Source organism: Kitasatospora sp. SUK 42 (assembly GCF_015776785.2).
GTDB lineage: Bacteria > Actinomycetota > Actinomycetes > Streptomycetales > Streptomycetaceae > Kitasatospora.
Genome location: NZ_LFMD02000003.1, coordinates 1,146,603 through 1,169,103 on the forward strand (window position 1 = coordinate 1,146,603; position 22,501 = coordinate 1,169,103).

Here is a 22,501-nt window from a genome sequence, read left to right on the forward strand (position 1 = left end):
CCGTATCGCCCGAAGCCTTTTCGCGCCTTTGCGCGCCTCTTCGCGCCCTTTCGCGGCCGTCCTCCGCCGATCCTCGTTCCCGAGACCCCGGAGGGCTCGCTCCACCATGTCCGTTCTCGCTGTTCTCGACCCGGCCGTCACCGTCGCCCACGACGCTGTCTCCGCCATCGCCCACGTTCTGCCGGCCGCGCTGGCGATCGTCCTGTTCACCGTCTGCGTACGGCTCGCCCTGCACCCGCTGGCGCGGGCGGCCGCGCGCGGGGAGAAGGCGCGGGCGGAGCTCGCGCCGAAGGTCGCCGAGCTGAACCGCAAGTACCGGAACCGCCCGGAGAAGCAGCGCGAGGCGCTGGCGGAGCTGTACCGGAAGGAGCAGGCATCGCCGTTCGCCGGATGCCTGCCGATGCTGATCCAGATCCCGTTCTTCTCGGTGATGTACCGCCTCTTCACCACCCCGAACGACCTGCTGGACCACACCCTGTTCGGCGTGCCGCTGGGCCTGCACGTCGGGGCCGCGCACGGCGCCGCGCAGGTGGCGGTGTTCGTGGTGCTGTACGCCGGGCTGGCGGCGGTCGGGTACGTCAACTACCGCCGGGCCCGGCGGGCGGCGGCCGCGCAGACCACCCCGCAGCCGGGCGCGCGGCTGCTGCCGTACCTGTCGTTCGGGTCGGTGCTGTTCGCGCTGCTGGTGCCGGTGGCGGCCGCGCTGTACCTGGTGACGACGAGCGTGTGGTCGACGGCCGAGCGGGCCTGGCTGCACCGGGGGGCGCAGGCCCCGGCGACCGCGCTCGCCGTCTGAACCACGAGGCCCGCTCCCCTGGTGGCGGCTCAGAAGTGGCGCAGCAGCTCCGGGAAGGCCGTGAGCTGCAGCGTCGCCTCGTCCGGGCCGAGTTCCTCGTGCTCCAGCACCCAGGTGTGCTCGTGCGGGATGAACACGGTGCGCAGCCCGGCCCGGCGGGCAGGGGCGATGTCGGACTTGGGCGAGTTGCCGATCATCCAGGTCCGCCCGGGGTCGAGGCCGAGGTCGCCGGTGAGCTGCCGGTAGGTGTCGACGGACTTCTCGGCGACGATGTGGATGCCGCGGAAGTGGTGGTCGATCGTGGAGGCCGTCACCTTCCGCCGCTGCTCGTCCTGGTCGCCCTTGGTGAGCAGCAGCAGGTGGTGCCGGTCGGAGAGGGCGGTGAGGGTGTCGGCGACTCCGTTGATCAGCTCGATCTCCCCGCGGTCGGTGAGCGGGACGAGCAGGTCCTCGATCCGGGCGAGCTCGGCCGCCGTCACGGCGCGGTCGCCGTTGAGCTGCCGCAGGCAGTCCGCGAGGCTCTGCCGGAAGACGGCGGCGCCGTAGCCGAGGGTGACGGAGTTGGCGGCCTCGATCCGGTTGAGCAGGGCCCGGGTGCCGTCCCGTTCGGCCGGGGCGGCGACCCAGTCCAGGAAGCCGTCGATGACGCGCTCGAAGAGGACGTTGTTCTCCCAGAGCGTGTCGTCGGCGTCGAAGATGAGCGTCTGGTCGGTGTGCATCGGGGTTCCTTCGAGCAGGGGATCGTACGGGCTGGGGGTCAGGCCAGCAGGCGGGCGGCCCGGTCAAGGGTCTCGCGGAAGTTCTCCTCGGTGGTCCGCGCCTTGGCCTCCTCGACGGTGAGCCACTCCAGCGGGGAGGCCGGGTTCTCCGGCCGGGCCAGCTCCGGGGTGTCGGTGGCGAGCAGGAAGCGCAGGTCGGCGTGCTCGTGGGCGGGTTCGACGGGCGAGGCCGGGACGGGCACCACGGCGAGGTGGACGAGGGCGGCGTCGGGCCAGGGGGCGAGGTCGGTCAGGCCGGTCTCCTCCAGGCCCTCGCGCAGCGCGATGTCCAGCGGCAGGGCCTCGCCCGGGTCGCCGTGGCCTCCGACGTGCAGCCAGGCCTGCTGGCGGACGTGCCAGCGCAGCAGGACGCGGCGGGTCGGCGGGTGGACGATCAGCGCGGAGGCGGTGAAGTGCAGCGGGGTGCCGCGGTCCCAGGCGTCGGGGGCGTCGGTCAGGGAGCGGACCCGGGCGTGGTCGGCGGTCTCCGCCGGGCCCTGCGGGTGGTACCCGTCCAGGAGTCGGGCCAGGTCGGGGCTCTGCGCTGCGGCGCCCGTGGTCACCATGTGTCTGTGCTCCTCGTTCCGGCCCGGGGCGCTTCGAACCGCGTCAACCGGCTTGCGGGAGCGGGTGATCGGGCCCGGGGCCTCCGGTTCCGGCGAACCCGCGAAGCCTAGCCCGGGGCCGGTCGGGCGGCCCACCCGTTTTCCCCGCGGCAGGGGCTCCCCCGAGTCCGCGGAGGTCCTCCTGGGGGCGTACCGGCTGGTCACGGCCGCCCCGGGAGGCCGTAGCCTGTGGTGATCGTTTCGGGACAGGTGGAGGGATGTCGTCATGGTGGCTGCTCCGGCGCTCGCCGAGCTGCGCGAGGTGTGCCAGCCGCAGGCCAAGTTGCAGAGCCGCAACGGTGAGCACTGGGCGGGTCGGCTGTACATGCGGCGGATCTCGCTGCGGACCACCCGGCAGCTGGTGCGGACCTCGGTGTCGCCGAACACCCTCACCTGGGTGATGGTGGTGTGCGGGGTCGGCGGCGGTGCGGCCCTGCTGATCCCGGGCCTGACCGGTGCGGTGCTGGCGGCGGTGCTGTTCCAGCTGTTCCTGCTCTTCGACTGCGTGGACGGCGAAGTGGCGCGCTGGAAGCGCCAGTTCAGCATGGCCGGGGTGTACGTGGACCGGCTCGGCGCCTACCTGGCGGACGCCGCGCTGATGATCGGTGCGGGCGTCCGGGCGGCGCGCGGCGGTTCGGAGCTGTGGGTGTCGGCGGGTCTGGCGGCCGCGCTGGGCGTGGTGCTGCTCAAGGCCTCCACGGACCTGGTGGACGTGGCCCGGGCCCGCAGCGGGCAGGCGCCGGCGGACGAGGAATCGACCCAGCCGCGCTCCCAGGGCATCGCGACGGCCCGCCGGCTCGCCTCGATCTTCAAGATCCACCGGGTGACCAACGGCATCGAGGCCTCCCTGGTGCTGCTGGCGGCTGCCGCGCTGGACGCCTGGCTCGGCCACCTGGACGCGACCCGGGGGGCGCTGGCCGCGATCACGGTGATCACCTGGGGGATGGTGGTGGCGCACCTGGCGTCGATCCTGTCCTCCTCCCGGCTGCGCTGAGGCGCGCCCTGGAGGCCTGAGGCCGCCCCGAGCGGGGCCCCGCGCGGATGCGACCCGGGTCACGGCAGCGCGCGGGGCCGACCGGACAGGACCGGGCGTGGAGCCGCGCCCCGGCGCCGGGCAGGTGGCGATCGACGTCGCCTGGGCCGGGCTGAACTTCGTGGACGTGATGACCCGCCGGGGCGACGGCGGCTACACCTCCGAGTGGCCGTACCTGCCGGGCAAGGAGGTGGCCGGTACGGTCCGGGAGCTCGGCGAGGGCGTCACCGGACGCCTGGCCCGTGCCATCCGCACCACCCTGGACCTCCAGGCGGGCGGCGGCCTGAGCATCCCGCTCACCGAGCTGCCGGGCCTGGAGGCCGTCCCGGCCGCGCACGACGCGATGCAGGAGGGGCGGGCCACCGGCAAGTACGTGGTGCGGGTGGCCGGTTGATCCCTCACAAGTGGCCCTCCCCGAGTGCCGGAGAGACCATGGGCATGGACGACACGGACAGAGGAGGCTGCCATGGCCCTGTGCGGTCCCGAAAGAGATCCGGAGTTCTTCAAGGATCTGGCTGCGGTGTTCGCCAGTCATCCCGACGCTGCGCGCAGGTACACCGTGAAATGCCTGCGCTACGAGACCGAAGTCCTGAAGGTCGACTTCGACAAGCAGGTCGGCGTGTCCCATGTCGAAGGTGATCGGGTGGTGACGGAGTTCCGTGCTCGGGACGAGGTCCAGACCGATCTGCACGGGCCCTACTGCTGCGAATGGATCGGAACGTATCCCAACGAGCAATGCGTGCACTACTGCGAGCTGTGACCGACGCTCCGTCGGTGGAGCGGGGCGTCTGACAGCGGGGGCATAGGCCGGACGCGGCGGCTGTTGGGCCGGCCATGAACAGGATTCTGGCGATCGGCGCGAACGGCAGTGTGGGCAGGCACGTCGTGGCCGCGCTGGCCGAAGGCGGGCACGATGTAAGGGCGTTGGTGCGGAGCCGCGCCACGTCGGTACTGCCCGAGGGGGTGGAGGCCGTCGAGGGCGACCTGGCGGATCCGGAGAGCCTGGCGGCCGCACTGGGCGGCGGGGTGGACGCCGTCTATCTGATGTGGCCCGGGATCCCGGTCCAGCCGCGGGTGGTGGAGCTGATCGCCGAGCACGCCGAGCGGGTGGTGTACCTGTCGGCGGACGTGGCCGATCTCGCGGACGACGAACCGGCGGTGATCTTCCATCAGGAGATCGAGCGGCTGATCCGGCACTCCGGCCTGGGCTGGACCTTCGTGCGGGCGATCGACTTCGCGGGCAACATGCTCGGCTGGGCCGACCAGGTGCGCGAGGGCGTCGTCCGCTGGCCGTACGGGCAGGCCCGCCGCTCGCTGGTCCACGAGCGCGACATCGCGGACGTGGCGGTGAGGGCGCTCACCGAGGACGGGCACGAGGGTGCCAAGTACGTGGTCACCGGGCCCGAGTCGATCGCCCACGCCGAGCTGGCGCGGATCATCGGCGAGGAGCTCGGCACCGAGGTGCGCTGGGAGGAGCTGGCGCCGGAGACGGCCCGCGAGCGGCTGACGGCGGCCTGGGGCCACGCCGCGTTCGTGGAGTCCCGGCTGCGGGCCTGGGAGTCGTTCACCCGCGAGCCCGAGCGGGTGACGGACACCGTGGAGCGGGTGCTCGGCCGCCCGCCGCACGGCTTCCGCTCCTGGGTGCGGGACCACGCGGCGGACTTCCGGTAGCGGGCCTCCCGGGAAGCCCCGAGGAGACCGCACGGTTCAGACGTCGAAAGCATCGAAGGTCGGCACCGCCTTGCCGTGGAGCCGGCCGACGGGCGGCAGGCGGCGGGCCGGCCAGCGGCCCCGGCGGATGGCCGGAACGGGCGGACGGGGCGGGCGACCGGTGGCGCCGAACCGCCCGTGCGCCGAGAGTGGTGACCATGGCGCTCCCCCCGCGCGTCCGTCCGTGAGGCGGACCGGAGACGCCCTAGCGTCGATCGGAAGCGACCCGGACGGGACCGCCGCCGGGTCCGGGACCACGGAGGAACCCCGACCATGACCACCGACCTCTCCAAGCTCACCGGGGACTACGTCCTCGACCCCACCCACACCCGGATCGGCTTCGTGGCGCGCCACGCCATGGTGACCAAGGTCCGGGGCTCGTTCGCCGACTTCGAGGGCACCGCCCACCTGGACGGCGAGGACCCGTCCCGCTCGACCGCCCAGGTGGTGATCAAGGTCGACAGCATCAGCACCGGGGTCGAGCAGCGCGACCAGCACCTGCGCACCAACGACTTCCTGGACGCGCCGAACTACCCGGACATCACCTTCCGCGCCACGGGCGTGGAGGCGCTCGGAGGCATCGACTACAGGGTCACCGGCGACCTCACCATCAAGGACATCACCCGCCCGATCAGCATCGACTTCGAGTACACGGGCAACGCCGTCGACCCGTACGGCAACCTGCGGGTCGGCCTGGAGGGCTCGGTGACCATCAACCGCAAGGACTTCGGGGTGAGCTGGAACGCGGCCCTGGAGGGCGGCGGCGTCCTGGTCGGCGAGAAGGTCGTCCTGGAGTTCGACATCTCCGCGATCCGGCAGGGCTAGCGGCGCCCTCGCCACGGCACCGGCCTCCGGGCCCTGATCGAGCGATCGGGGCCCGGAGGCCGGTGTCGTGGCGGCGGGACAACCTGGACGACCGGGCCGAGGATCAGCCGGCCGCCAGCGTCGAGCGGGCGCGGGCGATGAGGCGGTGTGCCGCGTGGCCGTACACGGCGGCCTCGTGCTGCTTCTCCCAGACCTTCCGGTAGAGCTCGATGTCGGACGACTGGTCCAGCCACATCTCGGCGTTCCAGGTCTCGACGGTCACGAACCTGTTGTCGTAGATCCAGAACCCGTGTTTGGGGACGACGGTCACCGGAGCGCCCAGGGGGACGATTCCGAGCTCCACCGTGTCGAGGCCGAGCAGTCCGCCCAGGCGGTCCAGTTGGGCGGCCAGGACCTCGGGAGGACAGATCCGCACGTAGAGCGCGGCCTCGGACATGACGAACCGGAAGCGCTTCGTCGGGTGGTAGAGGCAGTCCTGGCGCTTGAGCCGGGCGCGTACGCCTTCGTCGATGTCCCCGGGACCGCCGTGGAGGCTGCTCGCGTGGGTCAGCACGTGCCGGGCGTACCCGGCGATCTGGAAGATGCCCGGGACGACGGCGGGTTCGTAGCCGGTGGTCACGGTCGTCGCGCGGCTGCGCCTGACGCCGACCTCCTGCCGTCCGAGATGGCCTCCGGCCAGCACCCGGGTCCATGTCCGGTAGCGCACTCCGAGGCCCTGCAACCTCAGCTTCAACTCGGCGGCCGCCTCCGGCCGCCCGACCGCCTCGGCCCAGGCCTGGAGCTCCTCGGGGGTGGGCGCCTGCTTCCCGTGCTCCAGCTTCGACACCTTCGACGCCGGCCAGTCGAGGCGCGCGGCCAGATCGCGGCCGTTCACGCCCGCGTCGGTGCGCAACTCCCGCAGCCGCGCGCCGAGGGACAACCGGGCGTGTTCGAAATCGGCGCTCACGCTCGGAACTTGGGCTTCATGGGTGGCGCTCCCTCGCGCTCGATGGGGCACCAGGATGCCGTTCGACGGGCTGGTCGCGGGGAGCTATGCCCATAACTGCACCCCGAGGGGTGACAGAGGGCTGACAGCAGCGTTCACGGCGTGAACTCGTCGATCGTGGACGCGCCGTTCGACGGCCCGTGCAGGAGTTGGAGGCGGGCGTACCCCGGGCTGCTCGCGAGCAGCTCCTCATGGGTGCCGAGCCCGGCGACCCGGCCGTGTTCGAGGAAGACGATCTGGCTGGCGTCGCGGACGCTGAGCAGGTTGTGCGAGATGACAATCGTCGTACGGCCGCTCATCAGCAGGCGCAGGGGCCGGAGGATGCGTTCTCCGGATTCGGCGTCGAGGCCGGTGGTGGGTTCGTCGAGGACCAGGACGGGTGCGTCGCGGATCATCGCGCGGGCGATGGCGAGGCGCTGGCGCTGTCCGCCGGAGAGGAGCCGGCCGCGCTGGCCGACGACGGTGTCGTAGCCCTGCGGGAGCGCCATGACGAAGTCGTGGGCGTCGGCGGCGCGGGCGGCCGCGACGATCTCCTGCTCGCTGGCGCCCGGGCGGCCGAAGGCGATGTTCTCGCGGACCGTGCCGTGCAGAACGAGGGTCTCCTGGAGGACGACCGCGACGTGGTCGCGCAGGTCCTTGAGCCCGAGGCCGCGCAGGTCGTACCCGTCCAGGCGGACGGCGCCCTGGTCCGGGTCGTAGAAGCGCAGCAGCAGTTTCGCGACGGTGGACTTTCCGGCACCACTCGTCCCGACCAGTGCCACGGTCTCGCCGGGGGCCGCCGCGAAGGAGACGCCCGAGAGCGCCGACCGGGTCGTCTCCGGGTAGCGGAAGTGAACGGCATCGAACTCGACGGCCCCCTGGACGTGCCGCAGCCGGCGGGGACGGTCGACCTCGGCGACCTGGGGGCGCTGGTCCAGCAGCTCGGCGATCCGCTCGGCGGAGGCGGAGGCGGAGTAGAAGGTGTTGCTGAGCTGCGACATGCCCCGGATCGGGCTGTAGAGCCTGCTCAGCAGCGTCAGGAAGATCATCAGTCCGCCCAGGGTGAGCCGGCCCTGGGTGAGTTCCCAGGTCCCCAGGCCCAGGACGACCAGCGCGCCGATCAACTCGATGACGTCCACGACCGGTCCGAACAGCGCGCCGATCCTGGTCGACGTCATCGTCGCGCGGTAGTGGCCGAGGTTCTCGCGCTGGAACCGTTCCTGCCCCCACCTCTGGCGGTTGTACGCCTGTATGAGCGCGATGTTGCCGAGGCTCTCCTCGGCGGTCGAGCTGATCGATCCGCTGCGCCGGCGCCGTTCGCGTGAAGCGGCCTTGATCAGGCCGGAGAACTTCCGGGCAGCGAAAAAGAACAGCGGGGCGATGACCAGGGCCAGCAGGGTCAGATCCCACCGCAGGTAGAAGAGCACCGCGAGGTAGAGCCCCAGTTCCACCACGTGCGAGAGGGCGTCGGCGATGCCGGAGAGCAGGAACGTCTCGACGGCTTCGACGTCGCCGGTCACACGGGCCAGGATGTCGCCGAGCCTCCGGCGCTCGAAGAATCCGAGGGACAGCCGCTGGAGGTGACGGAACACGTCGAACCGCAGGTTGAGCAGGAACCGTTCGCCGACCCACGTGGAGACGACGTCGTCGGTGAAGCCGATGACGCCGGAGAACAACGTGAGCCCGACGAAGGCGAGCGCGATCGGCAGGAAGAGGTCCAGGTTGCGGGGGACGAGCATGTCGTCGATCACGATCTTGAGCAGCCAGATCTCGGCGGTGTCGACCACCGGACCCAGCACGATCATGAAGAAGATCACGATGAGCCATCGCCGGCGACCGCGCGTGTACGGCCAGAACCGCCGGAAGAGGTCCCGCATCGGAACCGGCGGCGCGGCCTCGACGATCTCGTCGGGATCCTGGGAGACGGTCACCAGGCGTCGTATCGCCGACCGCATGGAGCGAATCGTGGTCATCACCCCGCGTCGTCCGTCATGTCGTCCATCACGGAACCAGCCACGGCCGGGCACGAAGCCCGGCTATGGCCGGATCAAAGGGGATCAACTAGTAGCGACCGCCACCGCGGCCCCCACCACGTCCGCCGTAGCCCCCACCGCGTCCGCCGTAGCCTCCATAGCCACCACGGCCTCCGCGGCCTCCACGGCCTCCATAACCCCCGTAGCCTCCGTAGCCTCCGTAACCACCACGGCCTCCGCGGCCTCCGCGGCCCCCGCCGCCACCGCCGTGGCCCCCGAAGCTACTCCATCGGTCGAAGAATCCCATGATTCTCTCCCTTCACGTGGGCTACTCCCAACGTACTTGAGAACAGTCCAGCCGCAAGTAAAGCATTCACCCCAGAAATACCAAGGAGGATTGGATAGGTATTCATTAACCCCTTGAAGCGATAACGGATTGTCACTTTCACTGTGTGAACTGCACGGGTCGCGCCCCGAGGGTTCGGAGTGCGACCCGTTGTGCGGTCAAGCGGGGGCGGCGGTCAGGCGCCCGGGCACCATCGGTGACCGCCGTCGCGGTTGCGCTTGTACTCGCGGAGGAGGGCGAGGAGGTTGATCAGAGTGCTGGCCGGAATGTTGCCGAGGTCGATGAGGGGGCGACCCTGGAGGTTCACCTCGCCCGGCTTGGCGGAGGGCCAGAGGAGGCCGAACTCCCGTCCCTCCGTGCGGAGGTCGATGATCAGTTCGGTGAGTTGACGGGCAGTCAGGTGGAACAGGGCCGGGTCGGCCGGGCGGATCGGCTGGTGGGCGATCACACGGCACCGTCCAGCTCGAACCAGACGTGCTTGCCGAGCTTCTGGGGGTCGACACCCCAGCGGTGGGTGAGGCCGGCGACGAGCTGGAGGCCCCGGCCGCACTCGGAGAGGGGGGACGGGGTGCGGGGCTCGGGGAGGGAGGAGGAGCGGTCGGAGACGGTGACCCGGAGGGTGTTTCCGTGGAAGAGGATGACGACGGCGGGAGAGGTGGTCTCGCCGTGGCGCCAGGCGTTGACGATGAGCTCGACAAGGGCGAGCTCGGCGTCCGCGATGAGGGGCGGGGGCCACCCGACGAGGGCGAGGGCTCCGGTGAGGGCGGAGCGGGAGAGGGTGAGGGAGGGGGAGTTGAGGTCGCGCACAGGGGGGCTCCCGGAGGGGAAGGAGTGAGACCGGCGGAGACGTCGCCGTGAACAAGCCCACTGGACATGGGTGTTCTTCGGTGCCCGAGCGGCGTTACTGACGATCCGTTCGGTAATCGGTGCATCACAGACTGTAGGGCATTGCGGCTCACCTGTGCCACCGAATCCAGAAACATGGTCCACCGATAGCCGCTGGACTGTTGCCGAGGCGGCGTAGATGCTTGGGCCATGCCACCACGCACCACCCCAACGGCCAGGCAAGAACGCTTGGGCATCGAGCTGCGGAAGATGCGAGACAGCGCCGGCCAGACAACCGCTCAAGCCGCTGCCGTTTTCGGCCTGGATCGAACGAAGATCACTCAGGTCGAGAAGGGGCACTACCCGATCACAGCCGAACGAGTTCGGGCACTCGCGCAAGCCTTCGGCGAGGTCGACAGCGCGTATGTCGAGGCTCTCGCATCCATGGCCCAGGAGCGACACAAGGGTTGGTGGGACGAATATCGTGGCTTTGTCCCGCAGGGTTTTCTCGACATCTGCGAGCTTGAGCACTACTCAATGGGCATGCAGTCCTACCAGATCAGCCACCCTCCTGGACTGATGCAGTCTGAGCGATACTGCCGCGCGGTCTTTCAAGATGCTGAGCCGCCACTGACTCCACGCATGGTGGAGACTCGCGTCGAGCAGCGCATGCATCGATCACAAGCGCTGATGATAGAAGGGGCTCATCCGTATACAGCCATCGTCCACGAGGCTGCACTGCGAATGCAGTTCGGTGGTCGCGATGTCGCGAGGGACCAGCTTGAGTGGATGCTGGAACTATCCCTGCGCCCACATGTGACACTTCGCGTAGTCACGTTCGAGTCCGGCGGCTTCAAGGGATCCGGCCAGGCTCTCATCTACGCGAAGGGCCCCGTGCCCCGGCTCGACACTGTCCAGTACGACTCAGTGGACGGGCCGATCTTCCTCCACACGGCGGAGCATCTGAAAACCTATCGCAACATCATCGAGCGGATGACTGATAGATCTCTTTCGGTTGAAGGTACTCGCGACCTCATCGCGAAGATCAAGAAGGAGATCTAGCTCGTGAACAATCTCGCCTGGACGCGCCCCACGTCGTGCGCCAACGCTAACAACTGCCCGGAAGTTGCCATAGCTGACGGCACGGTCTACGTCCGCAGCAGCCTCCTGCCCGACGCCGTCGCCCAACTCACCCCCGACGAATGGCGCGACCTCGTATCCGCCATCCGCAACGGCGAGTTCGACCTCTGAGCGCCACCGCGCCCCGCCGGGTCCATACCCGGCGGGGCGCGGCGTACTGCCAATGCCTCAGGAGGGCGTCACGTCCCACAGCTGGTTCGGGTTGTCATCGCGGAACTGCTTCAGCACGGGCTGGGTGGTCCTGGTGGCCTCGATGACGAAGTTCTCGTCCACCCCCTCGGCGATGACGAACTGGTCACCCACCCGGTCGAACCGCCAGGTCTGGGTCGGGTTGTTGGGGTTGCACGGAAGCACCCGGATCACGTCGCCGGGGTTCGGCGGCGACTGGAGACACTGACCCCTCTTCGCCACGCTCTCGATCAGGAACACCGGGCCGAGGGGACGAATGATCCAGTCCTGGAACCCCGTACCGTTGGGCTCCCAGGTGATGGCCACGTTGCCACCGGAGTTGGCGTCCAGCGAGCCGTTCGTGGCCTCGTTGAAGAAGCGCACGTTCCCGCCCGCCTGACGGACCTTGCCGGCCGAGGCGGGGGCCGCAGCGGTCACGGCGCCGGTGACGGCCAGGACGGCGACCGTCGCAACCGCGGCCTTCTTGATGTTGAACAAGGATCTCTCCTTCTAAGGTGATTCCTCGAACTCTCGTGACCGTTCGCCCGGCCACGAGGGCGAGGGAACCATCCCCACCAAACCGCCCGCAACGCCAGGTCATCCAAACAGCGTCCGCACACGAAGCCGATTACCTCGAACCGCCTAATCCGATAGCCCGTTCGAGCGCGCTTCATTCATCCGTCAACAAACGGCCGAATCCAACCGCTTCCCAACTCTCCTGGCGGAAGCCGGTTTTCCGCCGCCGGGGACCGGGGTAGTGCCGAGGCGTTCGCGCCCTGACGATCCATCGCGATCGCTACGGAAGCGAACCTTTGACACTTTCTTTCCGGAAGGACTCGTCTCATGCACAGGCTCGTCCGCAACACCCTCGCGACCGTCGCGATCACCGGCGCCCTCACCGCCGCCGTCGCGCCCACCGCCATGGCCGTCGAGCAGGTCCAGCCCGCGACGACCGCGTCCCAGAAGCAGGCCGCCAACCCCAGTCGGATCAAGACCGGCGACTTCAACAACGCCCGAGGCATCCTGGTCAAGGCGGGAAGCAAGACGGCCGAGAAGACCCACGAGGCCCACGGTGTGAAGGACGTCCCCGTCTCCCACGGCACCAGCCTGCTCGCCGAGGCCCGGGACGAGTTCCGCGCGGCGGACCGCAACCTGCCCGCGAAGGACAAGAAGTCCGACATGTCGATCGCCCACTACGACGCCATTCACAAGGCGGCCAAGACCATGGGCATCGACACCTGGTGACCCCGCGCCCCTGACACGAAGGGCCCGGCCCTCCTCCGGAAGACGGAGGGCCGGGCCCTTCGCCGGGATGAGGACCGCTCCCTCACCCGATGCGAGCGTGACCCTCATGCCCACAACCCGCATCGCCGCCGCTCTCCTCGCCGCAGCCACCCTCCTCACGCTCGCACCGAGCGCCGTAGCCGCCCCCAGCTCCGCCGCCTCGCCATACGCCACCGTCGACTTGCAGCCCGAGCTGAACACCCTGGTCGAGCAGGGCACCAGCACCGCCGCCCTCGCCGAGGTCCGCGACCACGGGCGCGTCGTCTGGCGCGGCGCGGCCGGCACCGCCGATCTGGCCACCGGCCAACCGGCCACCGCCGACGGACGGTTCCGCATCGCCAGCACCACCAAGAGCTTCGTGTCGACCGTCACCCTGCAACTGGTCGACGAAGGGCGGGTCAGGCTCGACGATCCGATCGAGCACTACCTGCCCGGCGCCATCCCGAACGGCGGCGCCATCACCGTCCGCCAACTCCTCAACCACACCAGCGGCTTGTACAACTACCTGGACGATCCGCACGTCCGTTCCACCACCGAGGCGGGCAACCGGGAGTTCCTCGCCACCGGCCGCTGGATCGAGTACACCCCGCAGCACCTGCTGGCCATCGGCACCGCCAAGCCTCCGTACTTCGCCCCCGGCCAGGGCTGGCACTACTCCAACACCAACTACGTCGTCATCGGCATGCTCATCGAGCAAGTGACCGGCCACAGTTGGCGGGACGAGGTGGAGGCGCGGATCATTCAGCCCCTCGGCCTGCGCCACACCACCCTGCCCACCGACTCCACCGCGATCCCCGGCCCGCACGCGCACGGCTACTTCAAGTTCCCCGAGGGCCCGGGAGACGTCACCCGGCTCTCCCCCACCATCGCCGACGCTGCCGGCGCGGGGATCTCCACCACCGACGACCTCGCCCGCTTCCACGCGGCCCTGTTCGGCGGCCGCCTGCTCTCCCCCGCCCAACTCGCCGAGATGACCACCACCGTCCCCATCCCCGATGCTCCCGACCACGCCGAGTACGGGCTCGGCGTGGTCAGCTACGACCTCTCCTGCGGCCGGTTCTGGGGCCACCCCGGCGAGATCCCCGGCTACTCGACCGGCCTGCTCGGCACCCGGGACGGCGGCCGCCAGTACGCCATCTCCTACAACGAGTACGACAAGAGCGACTCCACCAAGTCCAACCGGCTCTACCGGGCCTTCGAGGAGAAGGCCCTCTGCGGCGGCCCGACCACCTCGGGCTGACCACCTCGGGCTGGCCCTCGGCGGGCTGACCCTCAGTGCCCGAACGCAACCCGGTGGCGTTCGTGGTGGAAATCGGGAAGGCTCGGGCGCATGGTCTCGGTATTGCAGAACGTGGCGATTGACTGTGCGGACGCCTATGAGCTGGCCCGCTTCTGGAGCGGGGTGACGGGCCGTCCGCTGGGTCCGGGAGACAAGCCGGGCGATCCGGAGGTTCAGGTGATGCTGGCGGAGGGCCCGGTCCTCTACTTCAGCCAGGTGCCCGAGCCCAAGACGATCAAGAACCGGATCCATCTGTGCCTGCGCCCGGAGACCTCACGTGAGCAGGAGGTGGAGCGACTGCTGGATCTCGGCGCCACCCTCGTCGCCGATCGCCGCAATCCCGACGGCTCCGGCTGGGCGGTCCTCGCCGATCCCGAAGGCAACGAGTTCTGCGTTCTGCGCAGCGAGTCCGACAAGGCCGCCATGACGTCCTGACGCCGGGCTCCCCACCTGGGAGCTCCCACCCCCGTGGGCCCCGTCGGCCCCGTCGGCCCCGTCGGCCCCGCGTCAGGGCAACGGCGGGGCCAGGGGCAGCTCCCGGGGATCGCCCAGGCTGCCGTCCGGGCCGACGTCGAAGACCGTGAGCTTCTTCTGGCCGGTGATCGTTATCTGCTCCGGGCCGGACCAGTCGATCCGGACGAAGTCACCGCCCCGGGTGTCCCAGACGCCCATGCTCCAGTGGCGGGTCGACCAGCCGTCGCCGACCTCCAGCTCGACCCGGTAGATCGGGTCGATGGAGAAGGCGACGTTGGTGACGGTCAGCACCCGGTCCTCGTGGTTCGGGCTGACGAACCGGTCGACCCGCCCCCCGTAGCCACCGAACACGTACGTCATGACCGCGATCGGCAGCCCGCCGAAGACGAGCGCCACCAGGCCGACCGCGCAGCCGATCTGCGACCACCTGGTGCGGAAGTCGAGCTCGATGATCAGCGAGACCACGATGAGCACGACCGCCGCCCCGACCAGCACGAGTGGACGGTCGAGCCAGACCTCGACCACCACCAGCCCGCCCGAACGGGAGGCGTGCCGGCCCGCCAGGTACGCGAGGAGTGCGGCCAGCGCCACCGCTCTGAGCCCCCACGCGATCCGCTTGCGACCCATCGCCGCCATCCGCCCCCCAGGCGATCTTTTGCCGAGCTTTGGCGCGGACTTTACTACGGGGGACGTACCGCCTGCTGCGACCCAGGACACCCGGCGTACGCAGCGCGATCAGGGCACCAGCAGGACTTCGCCATCCCGCCCGGGCCCACGGTGAATGCGGGGACACGGCGAAATCGGGGCCACCGCGAATACGGGGCCACTGCCGCAACGGCCCGGGCGGCAGGGTCTCCCCCCGCCGCCCGGGCCGTGCGGTTACCGGCAGTACCCCCGTCACCGCCGGTGGAAGACGCTCCGCGACCAGACGTAGCCGAGCAGCGTCAGACCGGTGCACCAGGCGAGGGCGATCCAGCCGCTGTTGCCGATCCCGGTGCCCATCAGCAGGCCGCGCAGGGTCTCGATGATGGGGGTGAAGGGCTGGTACTCGGCGAACCACCGCAGCACCGTCGGCATGGAGTCCGGCGGGACGATGGCGCTGCCGATGAAGGGCAGGAACGTCAGCGGCAGCGGCGTGTTGCTCGCGCTCTCGGGCGTCTTCGAGACCAGCCCGATCCCCGCCGAGATCCACGTCAGCGTCAGCGTGACGAACACCAGCAGCCCGGCGGCCGCCAGCCACTCCACCGGCCCCGCGCTCGACCGGAACCCCATGGCGAAGGCCGCGCCGATCACCACCACCAGCGCGATCACCGTCTGTATCACGCTCCCGACCACGTGCCCCGTCAGGAACGCCGCCCGCGATATCGCCATCGTCCGGAACCGGTTGACGATCCCCTCCGTCATGTCGACGCAGACGCCCACCGCAGTGGCGACCGACCCCGCCGTCGCCGTCATCAGCACGATCCCCGGCGTCACGTAGTCGATGTAGCTCCCGCCCCCGATCCCCGCCCCCAACGCGCCCCCGAAGGCGTAGTTGAAGAGCAACAGCATCATCACCGGCATCACCACGACCGAGAAGGTCATCGCCGGATACCGCTGCGCGCGCTTGAGGTTGCGCCGCAGCATGGTCAGCGAGTCGCTGACCGCATAGGTCGTCGTGCTCATCGCGCACCCTCCCCCGTCAGTGTGAGGAACACGTCGTCCAGATCGGCCGTCTCCACGACCAGCGACTCGGCTCGCACGGAGGCGTTGTCGAGCGTGTCCAGCACGGCCTTCACGGTGAGCACCGAGTTGTCCCCCGGGATGTCCAGCCGCAGGGCGTCGGCATCGGCCGTGGCGTATTCGAACAGCCCGGCGGCGGCGCCCAGTTGGGCGGCGTCCGCGAAGTGGAGCCGGATCAGCCCGCCCGGGACGATGCGCTTGAGCTCCTCGGCCGTGCCCTCGGCGACGATCCGGCCGCCGTCCAGGACGGCGATCCGGTCGGCGAGTTGGTCGGCCTCGTCCAGGTACTGGGTGGTGAGGAAGATCGTCACCCCGTGGTCGGAGACCAGGCCCCGGATGATCTCCCACATGGTGCGCCGGCTGCGCGGGTCCAGCCCGGTGGTCGGCTCGTCCAGGAAGATCACCTTCGGGTCGCCGACGAGCGTCATCGCCAGGTCGAGCTTGCGCCGCATGCCCCCGGAGAACGCCGCGACGGGCTTGCGCGCGGCCTCGGTGAGTTCGAAACGGCGCAGCAGTTCCTCCGCCCGCCTCCGCCCCTCCCGACGGTGGAGGTGGTTGAGGTCGGCCATCAGCATCAGGTTCTCCTCGGCGGTGAGCAGGTTGTCCACCGCCGAGAACTGGCCCGTCACCCCGATCGCCTTCCGCACCCCGTCGGTCTGCCGGACCACGTCGTGCCCGGCCACCTGGGCCGCGCCGCCGTCGGCCGGGATCAGGGTGGAGAGGATCTGCACGGTGGTGGTCTTGCCGGCGCCGTTCGGCCCGAGCAGGGCGAACACGCTGCCCGCAGGGATGTCCAGGTCGATTCCCCGTAAGACCGCCTTGTCCCCGTAGGACTTGGTCAGCCCGACCGCCGAGATCGCCCCCATCAGGCCCTCCGGATGACGATGGTGCCGACCTGGGTGCTGCCGCGGACCTCGACGGTCTCCCGGGCGTCGCCCGGGCCCTCCGCCGTGTCGAGGGTGTTGCGGACCGCGCCGAACTTGCTGTGCACGTCCAGCCAGGCCGCCGTGCCCTCCGCGATGCCGACCTCCACGTCCCCGACGCCGGCCTGCAGGCTGACCTTGCCCCGGACCACCTGACCGATCCGGATGTGGCCGTTCGCCGTCTTGGCGTCCACGCCCGCCTCGGCGAGGCCGACGTGGATCCGGCCGTTGGAGGCGTTGGCCGTCAGCTCGCCCCGCACCTCGTCGATCTCGGTGTCGCCGTTGCTGTTCTTGACCGTCAGCCGGCCCCCGACGGAACCGACCTCGATCCGGCCGGAGCCGAACACCTCGGCGTTCCCGGCGGCGGTTCCGAGCCGGATGTCCCCCATGTCGGTCTTGAGCCGCACGTTCTCGGCCCGGTCGAGCTGGATCCGGCCCACGGAGGTCTTCAGCCGGCAGTCGCCGAGCGGACCCTCCGCGACGAAGTCCGCCATCGGGGAGTCGACGTGCACCTCGGAGCCGGAGGGCAGCTCGACCGTGATCTCGATCGAGCCCTTCTTGCTGGAGAACACGGTGCGCTGCTTGGGGCCCTTGAGGGTGAGCCGGCCGCCGGAGAAGTCGACCTGGGTCAGCTCGGCGGCCTTGATGTCCGCGTCCCTGCTCGCGCTCGCGGGCCGGACCTCGACCACCGCGTCGGTGCGCTTGCCCGCCCGGATCCGCACCGAACCGATCTCGAACTCAAGGGCGACGGAGATCGGTCCGTCGGTCTCGTACGTAGGCATGGCTGTGCCGTCCTCTTGACTCGTGTGGGTGTTCCCGCTGGTCGGAGCGGGGGTGACGTTGAAGGGGCAGAAGATCGGATGGTGCGGAAGCGCTAGTGGACCCAGCCGGTGAACCCCTGGCCGCCGGCACTACGCGGGACCTGGCCGCCGAGGTCGACGGCCGAGCGGCGGACCGGCTGGCCGCCCTCCAGCGCGCCGGCGACGGCCCGGACCAGCCAGGCGTTGAGGGAGAGGCCCTCCTGCCCGGCGGCCTCTTCCGCCCGGGCCTTGAGGTGGGCGGGCAGGCGCAGGTTGATCCGGGCGGTGCCCGTCTCGTCCGACTCCGGCACCACTGGTGGCGCCACCGGCGACGCGGCGGGCACCGATGGCACCGCCGGTGGCACCATCGACGGCGCCACGGGTGGCACGTCGCCGTGGAAGTCGCCGGAGCCGGGCGGTGCCGTCACCACGAACTCGGGATCGAGCCCGCGCAGCCGCACGTCCACCGAGCCCGGGGCGAGGTCGCGGGTGACTTCACCCATGGCGGCCGAGAGCGCGTTGAGCAGCGTGAGCCGCACGGCCGACTCCAGCGGGAGCGTCAGCCGATCGGCCAGCGCGCGGGCTTCGTCCCCGCCGGTGGCGGCGGCCACCGCGAGCTCGTTTCGGAGGTTTTCGACGTACGGCGTGAGGTCCATGGCTAGAGCATGGCACGACCGTGGTGCCATGTCGAGCCATTTGTGGCACCACTTTGGCACCATCACCCGGACGGCGGTGGCGCCGACAACGGAACCGCCCCGCCGACCGAAGTCGACGGGGCGGTTCACCAGGGAAAACGTCGGCGGTGGGAGCCTCAGCCCCGCCAGCCCGCGAGGTACGAGTCGATCTCGCCGACCAGCCGCGCCTTGCCCGCCGTGTCCAGGAACGAGGCCTCCACGGCGTTGCGCGCCAGCGCCGCCACCCCCGCCTCGTCCAGCTCCAGCAGCCGCGCCGCCACCGCGTACTCGGTGTTGAGGTCGGTGCCGAACATCGGCGGGTCGTCGCTGTTGACCGTCACCAGCAGCCCGGCGTCCACCATCCGCTTGATCGGGTGGTCCTCCATCCGCTCCACCACCCGGGTGGCGATGTTGGAAGTCGGGCAGACCTCCAGCGGGATCCGGTGCTCGCCCAGGTAGTCGAGCAGCGCCGGGTCCTTCACCGCCTGGGTGCCGTGCCCGATGCGCTCGGCGCCGAGCTCGCGGATCGCGTCCCAAACCGTCTCCGGCCCGGTGCTCTCGCCCGCGTGCGGGACGGAGTGCAGGCCGGCCGCCCGCGCCCGGTCGAAGAAGGGCTTGAACGGCGGCCGCGGCACGCCGACCTCCGGGCCACCCAGGCCGAAGCTGACCAGGCCTTCGGGGGCCAGGTCGGTGGCCAGTCGGGCGGTGATCTCGGCCGACTCCAGGCCGGCCTCGCCCGGGATGTCGAAGCACCAGCGCAGCACCACGCCGAGCTCCTTCTCGGCGCGCAGCCGGGCGTCCTCGATCGCCTCCATGAAGGCGACCTCCGGTATGCCCCGCTTGACCGAGGAGTACGGGGTGATGGTCAGCTCGGCGTACCGGATGTTCTGGCGGGCCATGTCCTCGGCCACGCCGTAGGTGAGCGCGCGGACGTCCTCGACGTCGCGGACCAGGTCCACGACGCTCAGGTAGACGTCGATGAAGTGCCGGAAGTCGGTGAAGGTGAAGTACTCGGCGAGCGCCGCCGGGTCGGTCGGCACCTCGGTGCGCCCGGCGTGGCGGGCGGCCAGCCCGGCGACGACGCGCGGCGAGGCCGAGCCGACGTGGTGGACGTGCAGTTCCGCCTTCGGCATGCCGGCGATGAACGCCTCGATGCCGTTGGCGGTGGTACCAGTGGGGTTTCCGATCCGACTTCCGTCCGGCTGGACCACGGTGGTTCCCTTCTTCCTTCTCCGTGCCTTCTACGCGCGTATCGCGAATATCGGCCCAGGATAGGCCCAAGTCGGCCCGTCCGTGCGGGAATCCCCCGAGCACCCGGAACCACCCGGGCACCGGAGGCCCCCCGGGCACCGGAAGTCCCCGGGCCCCGGGGGCCACCCCGCACACCCGCGGTGGTCACCCGCCGAGCGCGACCGACACCGTGTAGATCAGCAGCCCGGCCAGGGCGCCGACCACGGTGCCGTTGATCCGGATGAACTGGAGGTCGCGCCCCACGTTCGCCTCGATCTTGCGCGAGGCGTCGTCGGCGTCCCAGCTCGCCACCGTCTCCGAGATCAGCGAGGTGATCTCGGCCCGGTAGGTGTCGACCAGGTACTGGGCCGCGTCCTGGAGCCAGCCGTCCACCTTGGCCTGGAGCCTGGTGTCCGTGGCCAGGCGCCCGCCGAAGCGGCGCACGCCGTCGCGGATGCGCCGGCGCAGTTCGCTGTCCTCGTCCTCGGCCGCGCCCATCACCAGGGTGCGCACGGCCGACCAGGTCGAGTTGATCAGCTCCTGGACCTCGGGGCGGCCCAGCAGCTCGCCCTTGGCCCGCTCGACCCTGGCGATGGTCTCCGGGTCGGTCTGGAGCTCGGTGGCGAAGTCGATGAGGAAGTTGTCGATCGCGCCGCGGGCCGGGTGGTCCGGGTCGTCCCGGATGTCGGTGACGAAGCGCATCAGCTCCTTGTAGACCCGCTCGCCGACCTGCTGGTCGATGAACCGGGGCGTCCAGCCCGGGGTCTTCTGGGTGACCTTCCGGACGACGTCCTCGTGGTTGGCGGTCAGCCAGCCGTGCGCCCGGACGGCCACCAGGTCCACCACCCCGTGGTGCCCGCCGTCCGCGACCACCTTGCCCAGCATCCGGCCCATCGGCTCGGCCACCGAGGTCGCGGCGGCCCGCCTGGTCACCGCCTCGGCGACCACCGCCCGCACGTCGTCGTCGCGGAGCACCTCCAGCACCCCGCGCAGCGCCGCCGAGGCCTCCTTGGTGACCCGCTCGGCGCTGCCCGGCGCGGCCAGCCACTCCCCCAGCCGGCGGCCGATGCCGAGCGCCGCGAGCCGGCCCCGCACCACGTGGCCGGCGAGGAAGTTGTCGCCGACGAAATCGCCGAGCGAGCGCCCGAAGGCGTCCTTCTTGGTCGGGATGATCGCGGTGTGCGGGATCGGCAGGCCGAAGGGACGGCGGAACAGCGCCGTCACCGCGAACCAGTCGGCCAGCGCGCCGACCATGCCGGCCTCGGCGGCGGCCGCCACGTAGCCGGCCCAGGCGCCGGCACCGGCCGCCTTGGCCCACGTGGAGAGGGCGAAGACCAGGGTCGCGAAGGCCAGCAGGCCGGTCGCGATGGTCTTCATCCGGCGGACGCCGCGTCTCTTCTGCTCGTCGGCCGCGGTGAAGCGGACTCCCGAGCCGGTCCCGCTGAAGGCTTCGTCACTCACCCCGCCAGTCTGCCCGCTGCCCGACGCGAGCGGGGGCGCGCCCCGCGATCACGCGCTCCCGCGGCGCTGCACGCCCCCGCGTACCGGCCGCTCGTGCCCGCCCGGCACGATCAGCCGCGCCCCCGTCGCGGCCCGTCGCGCCCCCGCCGCAGCCACCCGGGTGTCCGGGTGTCCGGGCGTCCAGGCGTCCAGGCTCAGCCCCGACCGCCGTTCACCGAGTTGGCGAGCCGGCGCCACAGCGGGTGGCGCCGCAGCCCGCGCCGCACCTGCTCCGGGACGAGCCCGCGCCACAGCTGCTGGGCGAGGTTGAGCGGCGGGGCGGCCTCGACGACGGGCTCCTCGCGCAGCAGGAACAGCGTGTCCGGCAGGCCGAGCCGGGTGTCCCGGAACGCCGGGTAGGCCGCGTAGTGCCGCCGCCCGTCCACCACCACCGGCGGCGTGCCGTGCGCGGACTCGTAGCGGATCTGGTTGCGCAGCGCCTCCGGCCGGACGGCGGCGGCGAGTTCGAGCCGCACCCGGACGGCGGCCGGCAGCCGGGGGTAGACCGCGCGGGCGCCGAAGCGCTCGATCAGCTGGCGGACCTCGACGCACACCCGCTCCTGCAGCGTGTCGTCCAGCAGCAGGAAGCCGCCCTCCAGCAGCCGGGGCACGTCCCAGGCGAAGCTGCGGGTCCGGAGGGCGTCCAGCTCCTCGCCGGGGTCGGCGAGTTCGACGGCGACCTGCTGGAGCGCGGCGATCCCGCGCAACTGGTCCAGCGCCCCGGCCCGCTCGGTGACGTTGCCCCCGTCCTCGCGCAGCACCAGGAAGTAGCAGTCGTAGTCGGCGAGCACGGACACCCGGCCCGCCCGCAGGCAGGCCTCCAGGGTGAACGGCTGGTCCGAGAAGACGGTCAACTCCTCGTTGCGGCGCAGCCCGTGGCGCCGGACGAGGTCGAGCCGGAACAGCTTGGCGTCGGACAGCGCCCAGGCCAGCGCCGAGTCGGTGAAGCGGACCGACTCGGCGTTCGCGTGGAAGATGCCCTGCGGCACCAGCCGCCCGTTCACCCCGACCTGCCTGGGCACCACCACGTCCGAGCCCCAGGTGTCGGCGGCCGTGACCAGCCGCTCCAGCGCCTCCGGGCCGAGGTGGTCGTCGGCGCCGAGGAAGAACACGTAGCGGCCGCGGGCCATGGCCAGGCCGCGGTTGGCGGGGGCCGCCGGGCCGCCCGAGTTGGGCTGGTGCACCACCCGGAACAGCCCGGGGTGGCGGGCGGCGTACTCGTCGAGCAGCGTCTCGCCACCGTCCGTGGAGCCGTCGTCGACGGCCACCACCTCCAGCCGCCCCGGCGCCAGGGACTGGCCGACCAGCGAGTCCAGGCAGGCGGTGAGGTACGGCATGGTGTTGTGGACCGCGACCACCACGGTCGCGTCGGGTACGGTCATCGGGCGGCGGGCCTCCGGGGTGCGGTTCGCCGGTGCGGTTCTCCGGGCGATGAACGGTCAACTCGGCCACCCGTCCGGGAGTCACGTGCC

26 protein-coding genes are annotated in these 22,501 nt (G+C 70.9%); 11 read left to right on the forward strand and 15 right to left on the reverse strand.

Going from position 1 to position 22,501, the window contains the following annotated elements:
- The first annotated feature begins 106 nt into the window (after positions 1 to 106).
- Positions 107 to 796, forward strand: a complete 690-nt coding sequence (locus tag RZ50_RS14810) for a YidC/Oxa1 family membrane protein insertase (protein ID WP_196950090.1) — start codon at positions 107 to 109, stop codon at positions 794 to 796.
- A 29-nt stretch (positions 797 to 825) separates the two neighbouring features.
- On the opposite strand, the gene RZ50_RS14815 is transcribed toward RZ50_RS14810, so the two are convergent.
- Positions 826 to 1,515 (reverse strand): HAD family hydrolase, encoded by a 690-nt coding sequence (locus tag RZ50_RS14815; RefSeq protein ID WP_196950089.1) that lies wholly within the window; start codon positions 1,513 to 1,515, stop codon positions 826 to 828.
- Between the two features lie 38 nt (positions 1,516 to 1,553).
- Positions 1,554 to 2,120: an NUDIX hydrolase gene (locus tag RZ50_RS14820; protein ID WP_196950088.1), complete on the reverse strand. Its 567-nt coding sequence runs from the start codon at positions 2,118 to 2,120 to the stop codon at positions 1,554 to 1,556.
- A 265-nt stretch (positions 2,121 to 2,385) separates the two neighbouring features.
- Here RZ50_RS14820 and RZ50_RS14825 point away from each other — a divergent pair, with 265 nt between their 5' ends.
- The 5 genes from RZ50_RS14825 to RZ50_RS14845 all read left to right on the forward strand — a co-directional run bounded on the left by RZ50_RS14825 (position 2,386) and on the right by RZ50_RS14845 (position 5,727).
- Entirely contained in the window at positions 2,386 to 3,153 is a 768-nt protein-coding gene (locus RZ50_RS14825) for a CDP-alcohol phosphatidyltransferase family protein (protein ID WP_196950087.1), read from the forward strand.
- 97 nt (positions 3,154 to 3,250) lie between these two features.
- Positions 3,251 to 3,586, forward strand: a complete 336-nt coding sequence (locus tag RZ50_RS29715) for an alcohol dehydrogenase catalytic domain-containing protein (RefSeq protein WP_308271639.1) — start codon at positions 3,251 to 3,253, stop codon at positions 3,584 to 3,586.
- A gap of 72 nt (positions 3,587 to 3,658) precedes the next feature.
- The gene (locus RZ50_RS14835; protein WP_196950086.1) at positions 3,659 to 3,952 is read left to right on the forward strand and encodes a hypothetical protein; all 294 of its coding nucleotides are present in this window, start codon (positions 3,659 to 3,661) and stop codon (positions 3,950 to 3,952) included.
- A gap of 74 nt (positions 3,953 to 4,026) precedes the next feature.
- Positions 4,027 to 4,863, forward strand: coding sequence for an SDR family oxidoreductase (locus tag RZ50_RS14840; protein ID WP_196950085.1), 837 nt, complete (start codon positions 4,027 to 4,029; stop codon positions 4,861 to 4,863).
- A 312-nt stretch (positions 4,864 to 5,175) separates the two neighbouring features.
- Complete coding sequence (locus RZ50_RS14845; protein ID WP_196950084.1) at positions 5,176 to 5,727, forward strand: YceI family protein; 552 nt, start codon at positions 5,176 to 5,178, stop codon at positions 5,725 to 5,727.
- Between the two features lie 103 nt (positions 5,728 to 5,830).
- Here RZ50_RS14845 and RZ50_RS14850 read toward each other — a convergent pair whose 3' ends face one another.
- The 4 genes from RZ50_RS14850 to RZ50_RS30130 form a co-directional block, all read right to left on the reverse strand.
- Entirely contained in the window at positions 5,831 to 6,673 is an 843-nt protein-coding gene (locus RZ50_RS14850; RefSeq protein ID WP_196950083.1) for a helix-turn-helix transcriptional regulator, read from the reverse strand.
- A 134-nt stretch (positions 6,674 to 6,807) separates the two neighbouring features.
- Positions 6,808 to 8,646 carry an ABC transporter ATP-binding protein gene (locus tag RZ50_RS14855; protein WP_196950082.1) on the reverse strand — a complete coding sequence of 613 codons (1,839 nt, stop codon included), beginning with the start codon at positions 8,644 to 8,646 and terminating at the stop codon, positions 6,808 to 6,810.
- A 539-nt stretch (positions 8,647 to 9,185) separates the two neighbouring features.
- Positions 9,186 to 9,458 (reverse strand): hypothetical protein, encoded by a 273-nt coding sequence (locus RZ50_RS14860; RefSeq protein ID WP_196950081.1) that lies wholly within the window; start codon positions 9,456 to 9,458, stop codon positions 9,186 to 9,188.
- Positions 9,455 to 9,817 (reverse strand): ATP-binding protein, encoded by a 363-nt coding sequence (locus RZ50_RS30130; RefSeq protein WP_196950080.1) that lies wholly within the window; start codon positions 9,815 to 9,817, stop codon positions 9,455 to 9,457. The genes RZ50_RS14860 and RZ50_RS30130 overlap by 4 nt, the downstream gene beginning before the upstream one ends.
- A 267-nt stretch (positions 9,818 to 10,084) precedes the next feature.
- Here RZ50_RS30130 and RZ50_RS14870 point away from each other — a divergent pair, with 267 nt between their 5' ends.
- The gene (locus RZ50_RS14870; RefSeq protein WP_196950079.1) at positions 10,085 to 10,897 is read left to right on the forward strand and encodes a DUF5753 domain-containing protein; all 813 of its coding nucleotides are present in this window, start codon (positions 10,085 to 10,087) and stop codon (positions 10,895 to 10,897) included.
- Between the two features lie 3 nt (positions 10,898 to 10,900).
- Complete coding sequence (locus RZ50_RS29150) at positions 10,901 to 11,086, forward strand: DUF397 domain-containing protein (RefSeq protein ID WP_196950078.1); 186 nt, start codon at positions 10,901 to 10,903, stop codon at positions 11,084 to 11,086.
- A gap of 57 nt (positions 11,087 to 11,143) precedes the next feature.
- Here the strand turns inward: RZ50_RS29150 and RZ50_RS14880 are convergent, their stop codons facing one another.
- A complete protein-coding gene (locus tag RZ50_RS14880; protein WP_196950077.1) occupies positions 11,144 to 11,641 on the reverse strand; it encodes a ricin-type beta-trefoil lectin domain protein in 498 nt (165 codons plus the stop codon).
- A gap of 345 nt (positions 11,642 to 11,986) precedes the next feature.
- Between RZ50_RS14880 and RZ50_RS14885 the strand changes: the two genes are divergently transcribed.
- From RZ50_RS14885 to RZ50_RS14895, 3 genes are all read left to right on the forward strand, one after another.
- Entirely contained in the window at positions 11,987 to 12,388 is a 402-nt protein-coding gene (locus RZ50_RS14885; RefSeq protein ID WP_196950076.1) for a hypothetical protein, read from the forward strand.
- 106 nt (positions 12,389 to 12,494) lie between these two features.
- Positions 12,495 to 13,667, forward strand: a complete 1,173-nt coding sequence (locus RZ50_RS14890; protein ID WP_196950075.1) for a serine hydrolase — start codon at positions 12,495 to 12,497, stop codon at positions 13,665 to 13,667.
- A gap of 90 nt (positions 13,668 to 13,757) precedes the next feature.
- Positions 13,758 to 14,141 carry a VOC family protein gene (locus RZ50_RS14895; protein WP_196950074.1) on the forward strand — a complete coding sequence of 128 codons (384 nt, stop codon included), beginning with the start codon at positions 13,758 to 13,760 and terminating at the stop codon, positions 14,139 to 14,141.
- A 72-nt stretch (positions 14,142 to 14,213) separates the two neighbouring features.
- Here RZ50_RS14895 and RZ50_RS14900 read toward each other — a convergent pair whose 3' ends face one another.
- The 8 genes from RZ50_RS14900 to RZ50_RS14935 all read right to left on the reverse strand — a co-directional run bounded on the left by RZ50_RS14900 (position 14,214) and on the right by RZ50_RS14935 (position 22,411).
- On the reverse strand, positions 14,214 to 14,807 hold the full coding sequence (locus RZ50_RS14900) for a hypothetical protein (RefSeq protein WP_196950073.1): 594 nt from the start codon (positions 14,805 to 14,807) through the stop codon (positions 14,214 to 14,216).
- 270 nt (positions 14,808 to 15,077) lie between these two features.
- Positions 15,078 to 15,845 carry an ABC transporter permease gene (locus RZ50_RS14905; protein ID WP_196950072.1) on the reverse strand — a complete coding sequence of 256 codons (768 nt, stop codon included), beginning with the start codon at positions 15,843 to 15,845 and terminating at the stop codon, positions 15,078 to 15,080.
- Entirely contained in the window at positions 15,842 to 16,768 is a 927-nt protein-coding gene (locus tag RZ50_RS14910; RefSeq protein WP_196950071.1) for an ATP-binding cassette domain-containing protein, read from the reverse strand. Before RZ50_RS14910 ends, RZ50_RS14905 begins: the two co-directional genes overlap by 4 nt.
- Entirely contained in the window at positions 16,768 to 17,607 is an 840-nt protein-coding gene (locus RZ50_RS14915) for a DUF4097 family beta strand repeat-containing protein (RefSeq protein ID WP_196950070.1), read from the reverse strand. Before RZ50_RS14915 ends, RZ50_RS14910 begins: the two co-directional genes overlap by 1 nt.
- A gap of 92 nt (positions 17,608 to 17,699) precedes the next feature.
- A complete protein-coding gene (locus tag RZ50_RS14920; RefSeq protein ID WP_196950069.1) occupies positions 17,700 to 18,281 on the reverse strand; it encodes a toxin-antitoxin system HicB family antitoxin in 582 nt (193 codons plus the stop codon).
- A gap of 155 nt (positions 18,282 to 18,436) precedes the next feature.
- Complete coding sequence (locus tag RZ50_RS14925; RefSeq protein ID WP_374199948.1) at positions 18,437 to 19,453, reverse strand: adenosine deaminase; 1,017 nt, start codon at positions 19,451 to 19,453, stop codon at positions 18,437 to 18,439.
- 241 nt (positions 19,454 to 19,694) lie between these two features.
- The gene (locus tag RZ50_RS14930; RefSeq protein ID WP_308271640.1) at positions 19,695 to 20,990 is read right to left on the reverse strand and encodes a DUF445 domain-containing protein; all 1,296 of its coding nucleotides are present in this window, start codon (positions 20,988 to 20,990) and stop codon (positions 19,695 to 19,697) included.
- 194 nt (positions 20,991 to 21,184) lie between these two features.
- Positions 21,185 to 22,411, reverse strand: a complete 1,227-nt coding sequence (locus RZ50_RS14935; protein ID WP_196950067.1) for a glycosyltransferase — start codon at positions 22,409 to 22,411, stop codon at positions 21,185 to 21,187.
- Positions 22,412 to 22,501 lie beyond the last annotated feature (90 nt).

Excerpts from the sequence above, each read along its gene's own strand:
- RZ50_RS14915 (WP_196950070.1), bottom strand. The coding sequence starts at position 17,607 with ATGCCTACGTACGAGACCGACGGACCGATCTCCGTCGCCCTTGAGTTC.
- RZ50_RS14885 (WP_196950076.1), top strand. The coding sequence starts at position 11,987 with ATGCACAGGCTCGTCCGCAACACCCTCGCGACCGTCGCGATCACCGGC.
- RZ50_RS14825 (WP_196950087.1), top strand. The coding sequence starts at position 2,386 with ATGGTGGCTGCTCCGGCGCTCGCCGAGCTGCGCGAGGTGTGCCAGCCG.
- RZ50_RS14855 (WP_196950082.1), bottom strand. The coding sequence starts at position 8,646 with ATGCGGTCGGCGATACGACGCCTGGTGACCGTCTCCCAGGATCCCGAC.
- RZ50_RS14905 (WP_196950072.1), bottom strand. The coding sequence starts at position 15,845 with ATGAGCACGACGACCTATGCGGTCAGCGACTCGCTGACCATGCTGCGG.
- RZ50_RS14810 (WP_196950090.1), top strand. The coding sequence starts at position 107 with ATGTCCGTTCTCGCTGTTCTCGACCCGGCCGTCACCGTCGCCCACGAC.
- RZ50_RS14900 (WP_196950073.1), bottom strand. The coding sequence starts at position 14,807 with ATGGGTCGCAAGCGGATCGCGTGGGGGCTCAGAGCGGTGGCGCTGGCC.
- RZ50_RS14845 (WP_196950084.1), top strand. The coding sequence starts at position 5,176 with ATGACCACCGACCTCTCCAAGCTCACCGGGGACTACGTCCTCGACCCC.
- RZ50_RS14890 (WP_196950075.1), top strand. The coding sequence starts at position 12,495 with ATGCCCACAACCCGCATCGCCGCCGCTCTCCTCGCCGCAGCCACCCTC.
- RZ50_RS14895 (WP_196950074.1), top strand. The coding sequence starts at position 13,758 with ATGGTCTCGGTATTGCAGAACGTGGCGATTGACTGTGCGGACGCCTAT.
- RZ50_RS14835 (WP_196950086.1), top strand. The coding sequence starts at position 3,659 with ATGGCCCTGTGCGGTCCCGAAAGAGATCCGGAGTTCTTCAAGGATCTG.
- RZ50_RS14820 (WP_196950088.1), bottom strand. The coding sequence starts at position 2,120 with ATGGTGACCACGGGCGCCGCAGCGCAGAGCCCCGACCTGGCCCGACTC.
- RZ50_RS14815 (WP_196950089.1), bottom strand. The coding sequence starts at position 1,515 with ATGCACACCGACCAGACGCTCATCTTCGACGCCGACGACACGCTCTGG.
- RZ50_RS14920 (WP_196950069.1), bottom strand. The coding sequence starts at position 18,281 with ATGGACCTCACGCCGTACGTCGAAAACCTCCGAAACGAGCTCGCGGTG.
- RZ50_RS14910 (WP_196950071.1), bottom strand. The coding sequence starts at position 16,768 with ATGGGGGCGATCTCGGCGGTCGGGCTGACCAAGTCCTACGGGGACAAG.
- RZ50_RS14935 (WP_196950067.1), bottom strand. The coding sequence starts at position 22,411 with ATGACCGTACCCGACGCGACCGTGGTGGTCGCGGTCCACAACACCATG.
- RZ50_RS14840 (WP_196950085.1), top strand. The coding sequence starts at position 4,027 with ATGAACAGGATTCTGGCGATCGGCGCGAACGGCAGTGTGGGCAGGCAC.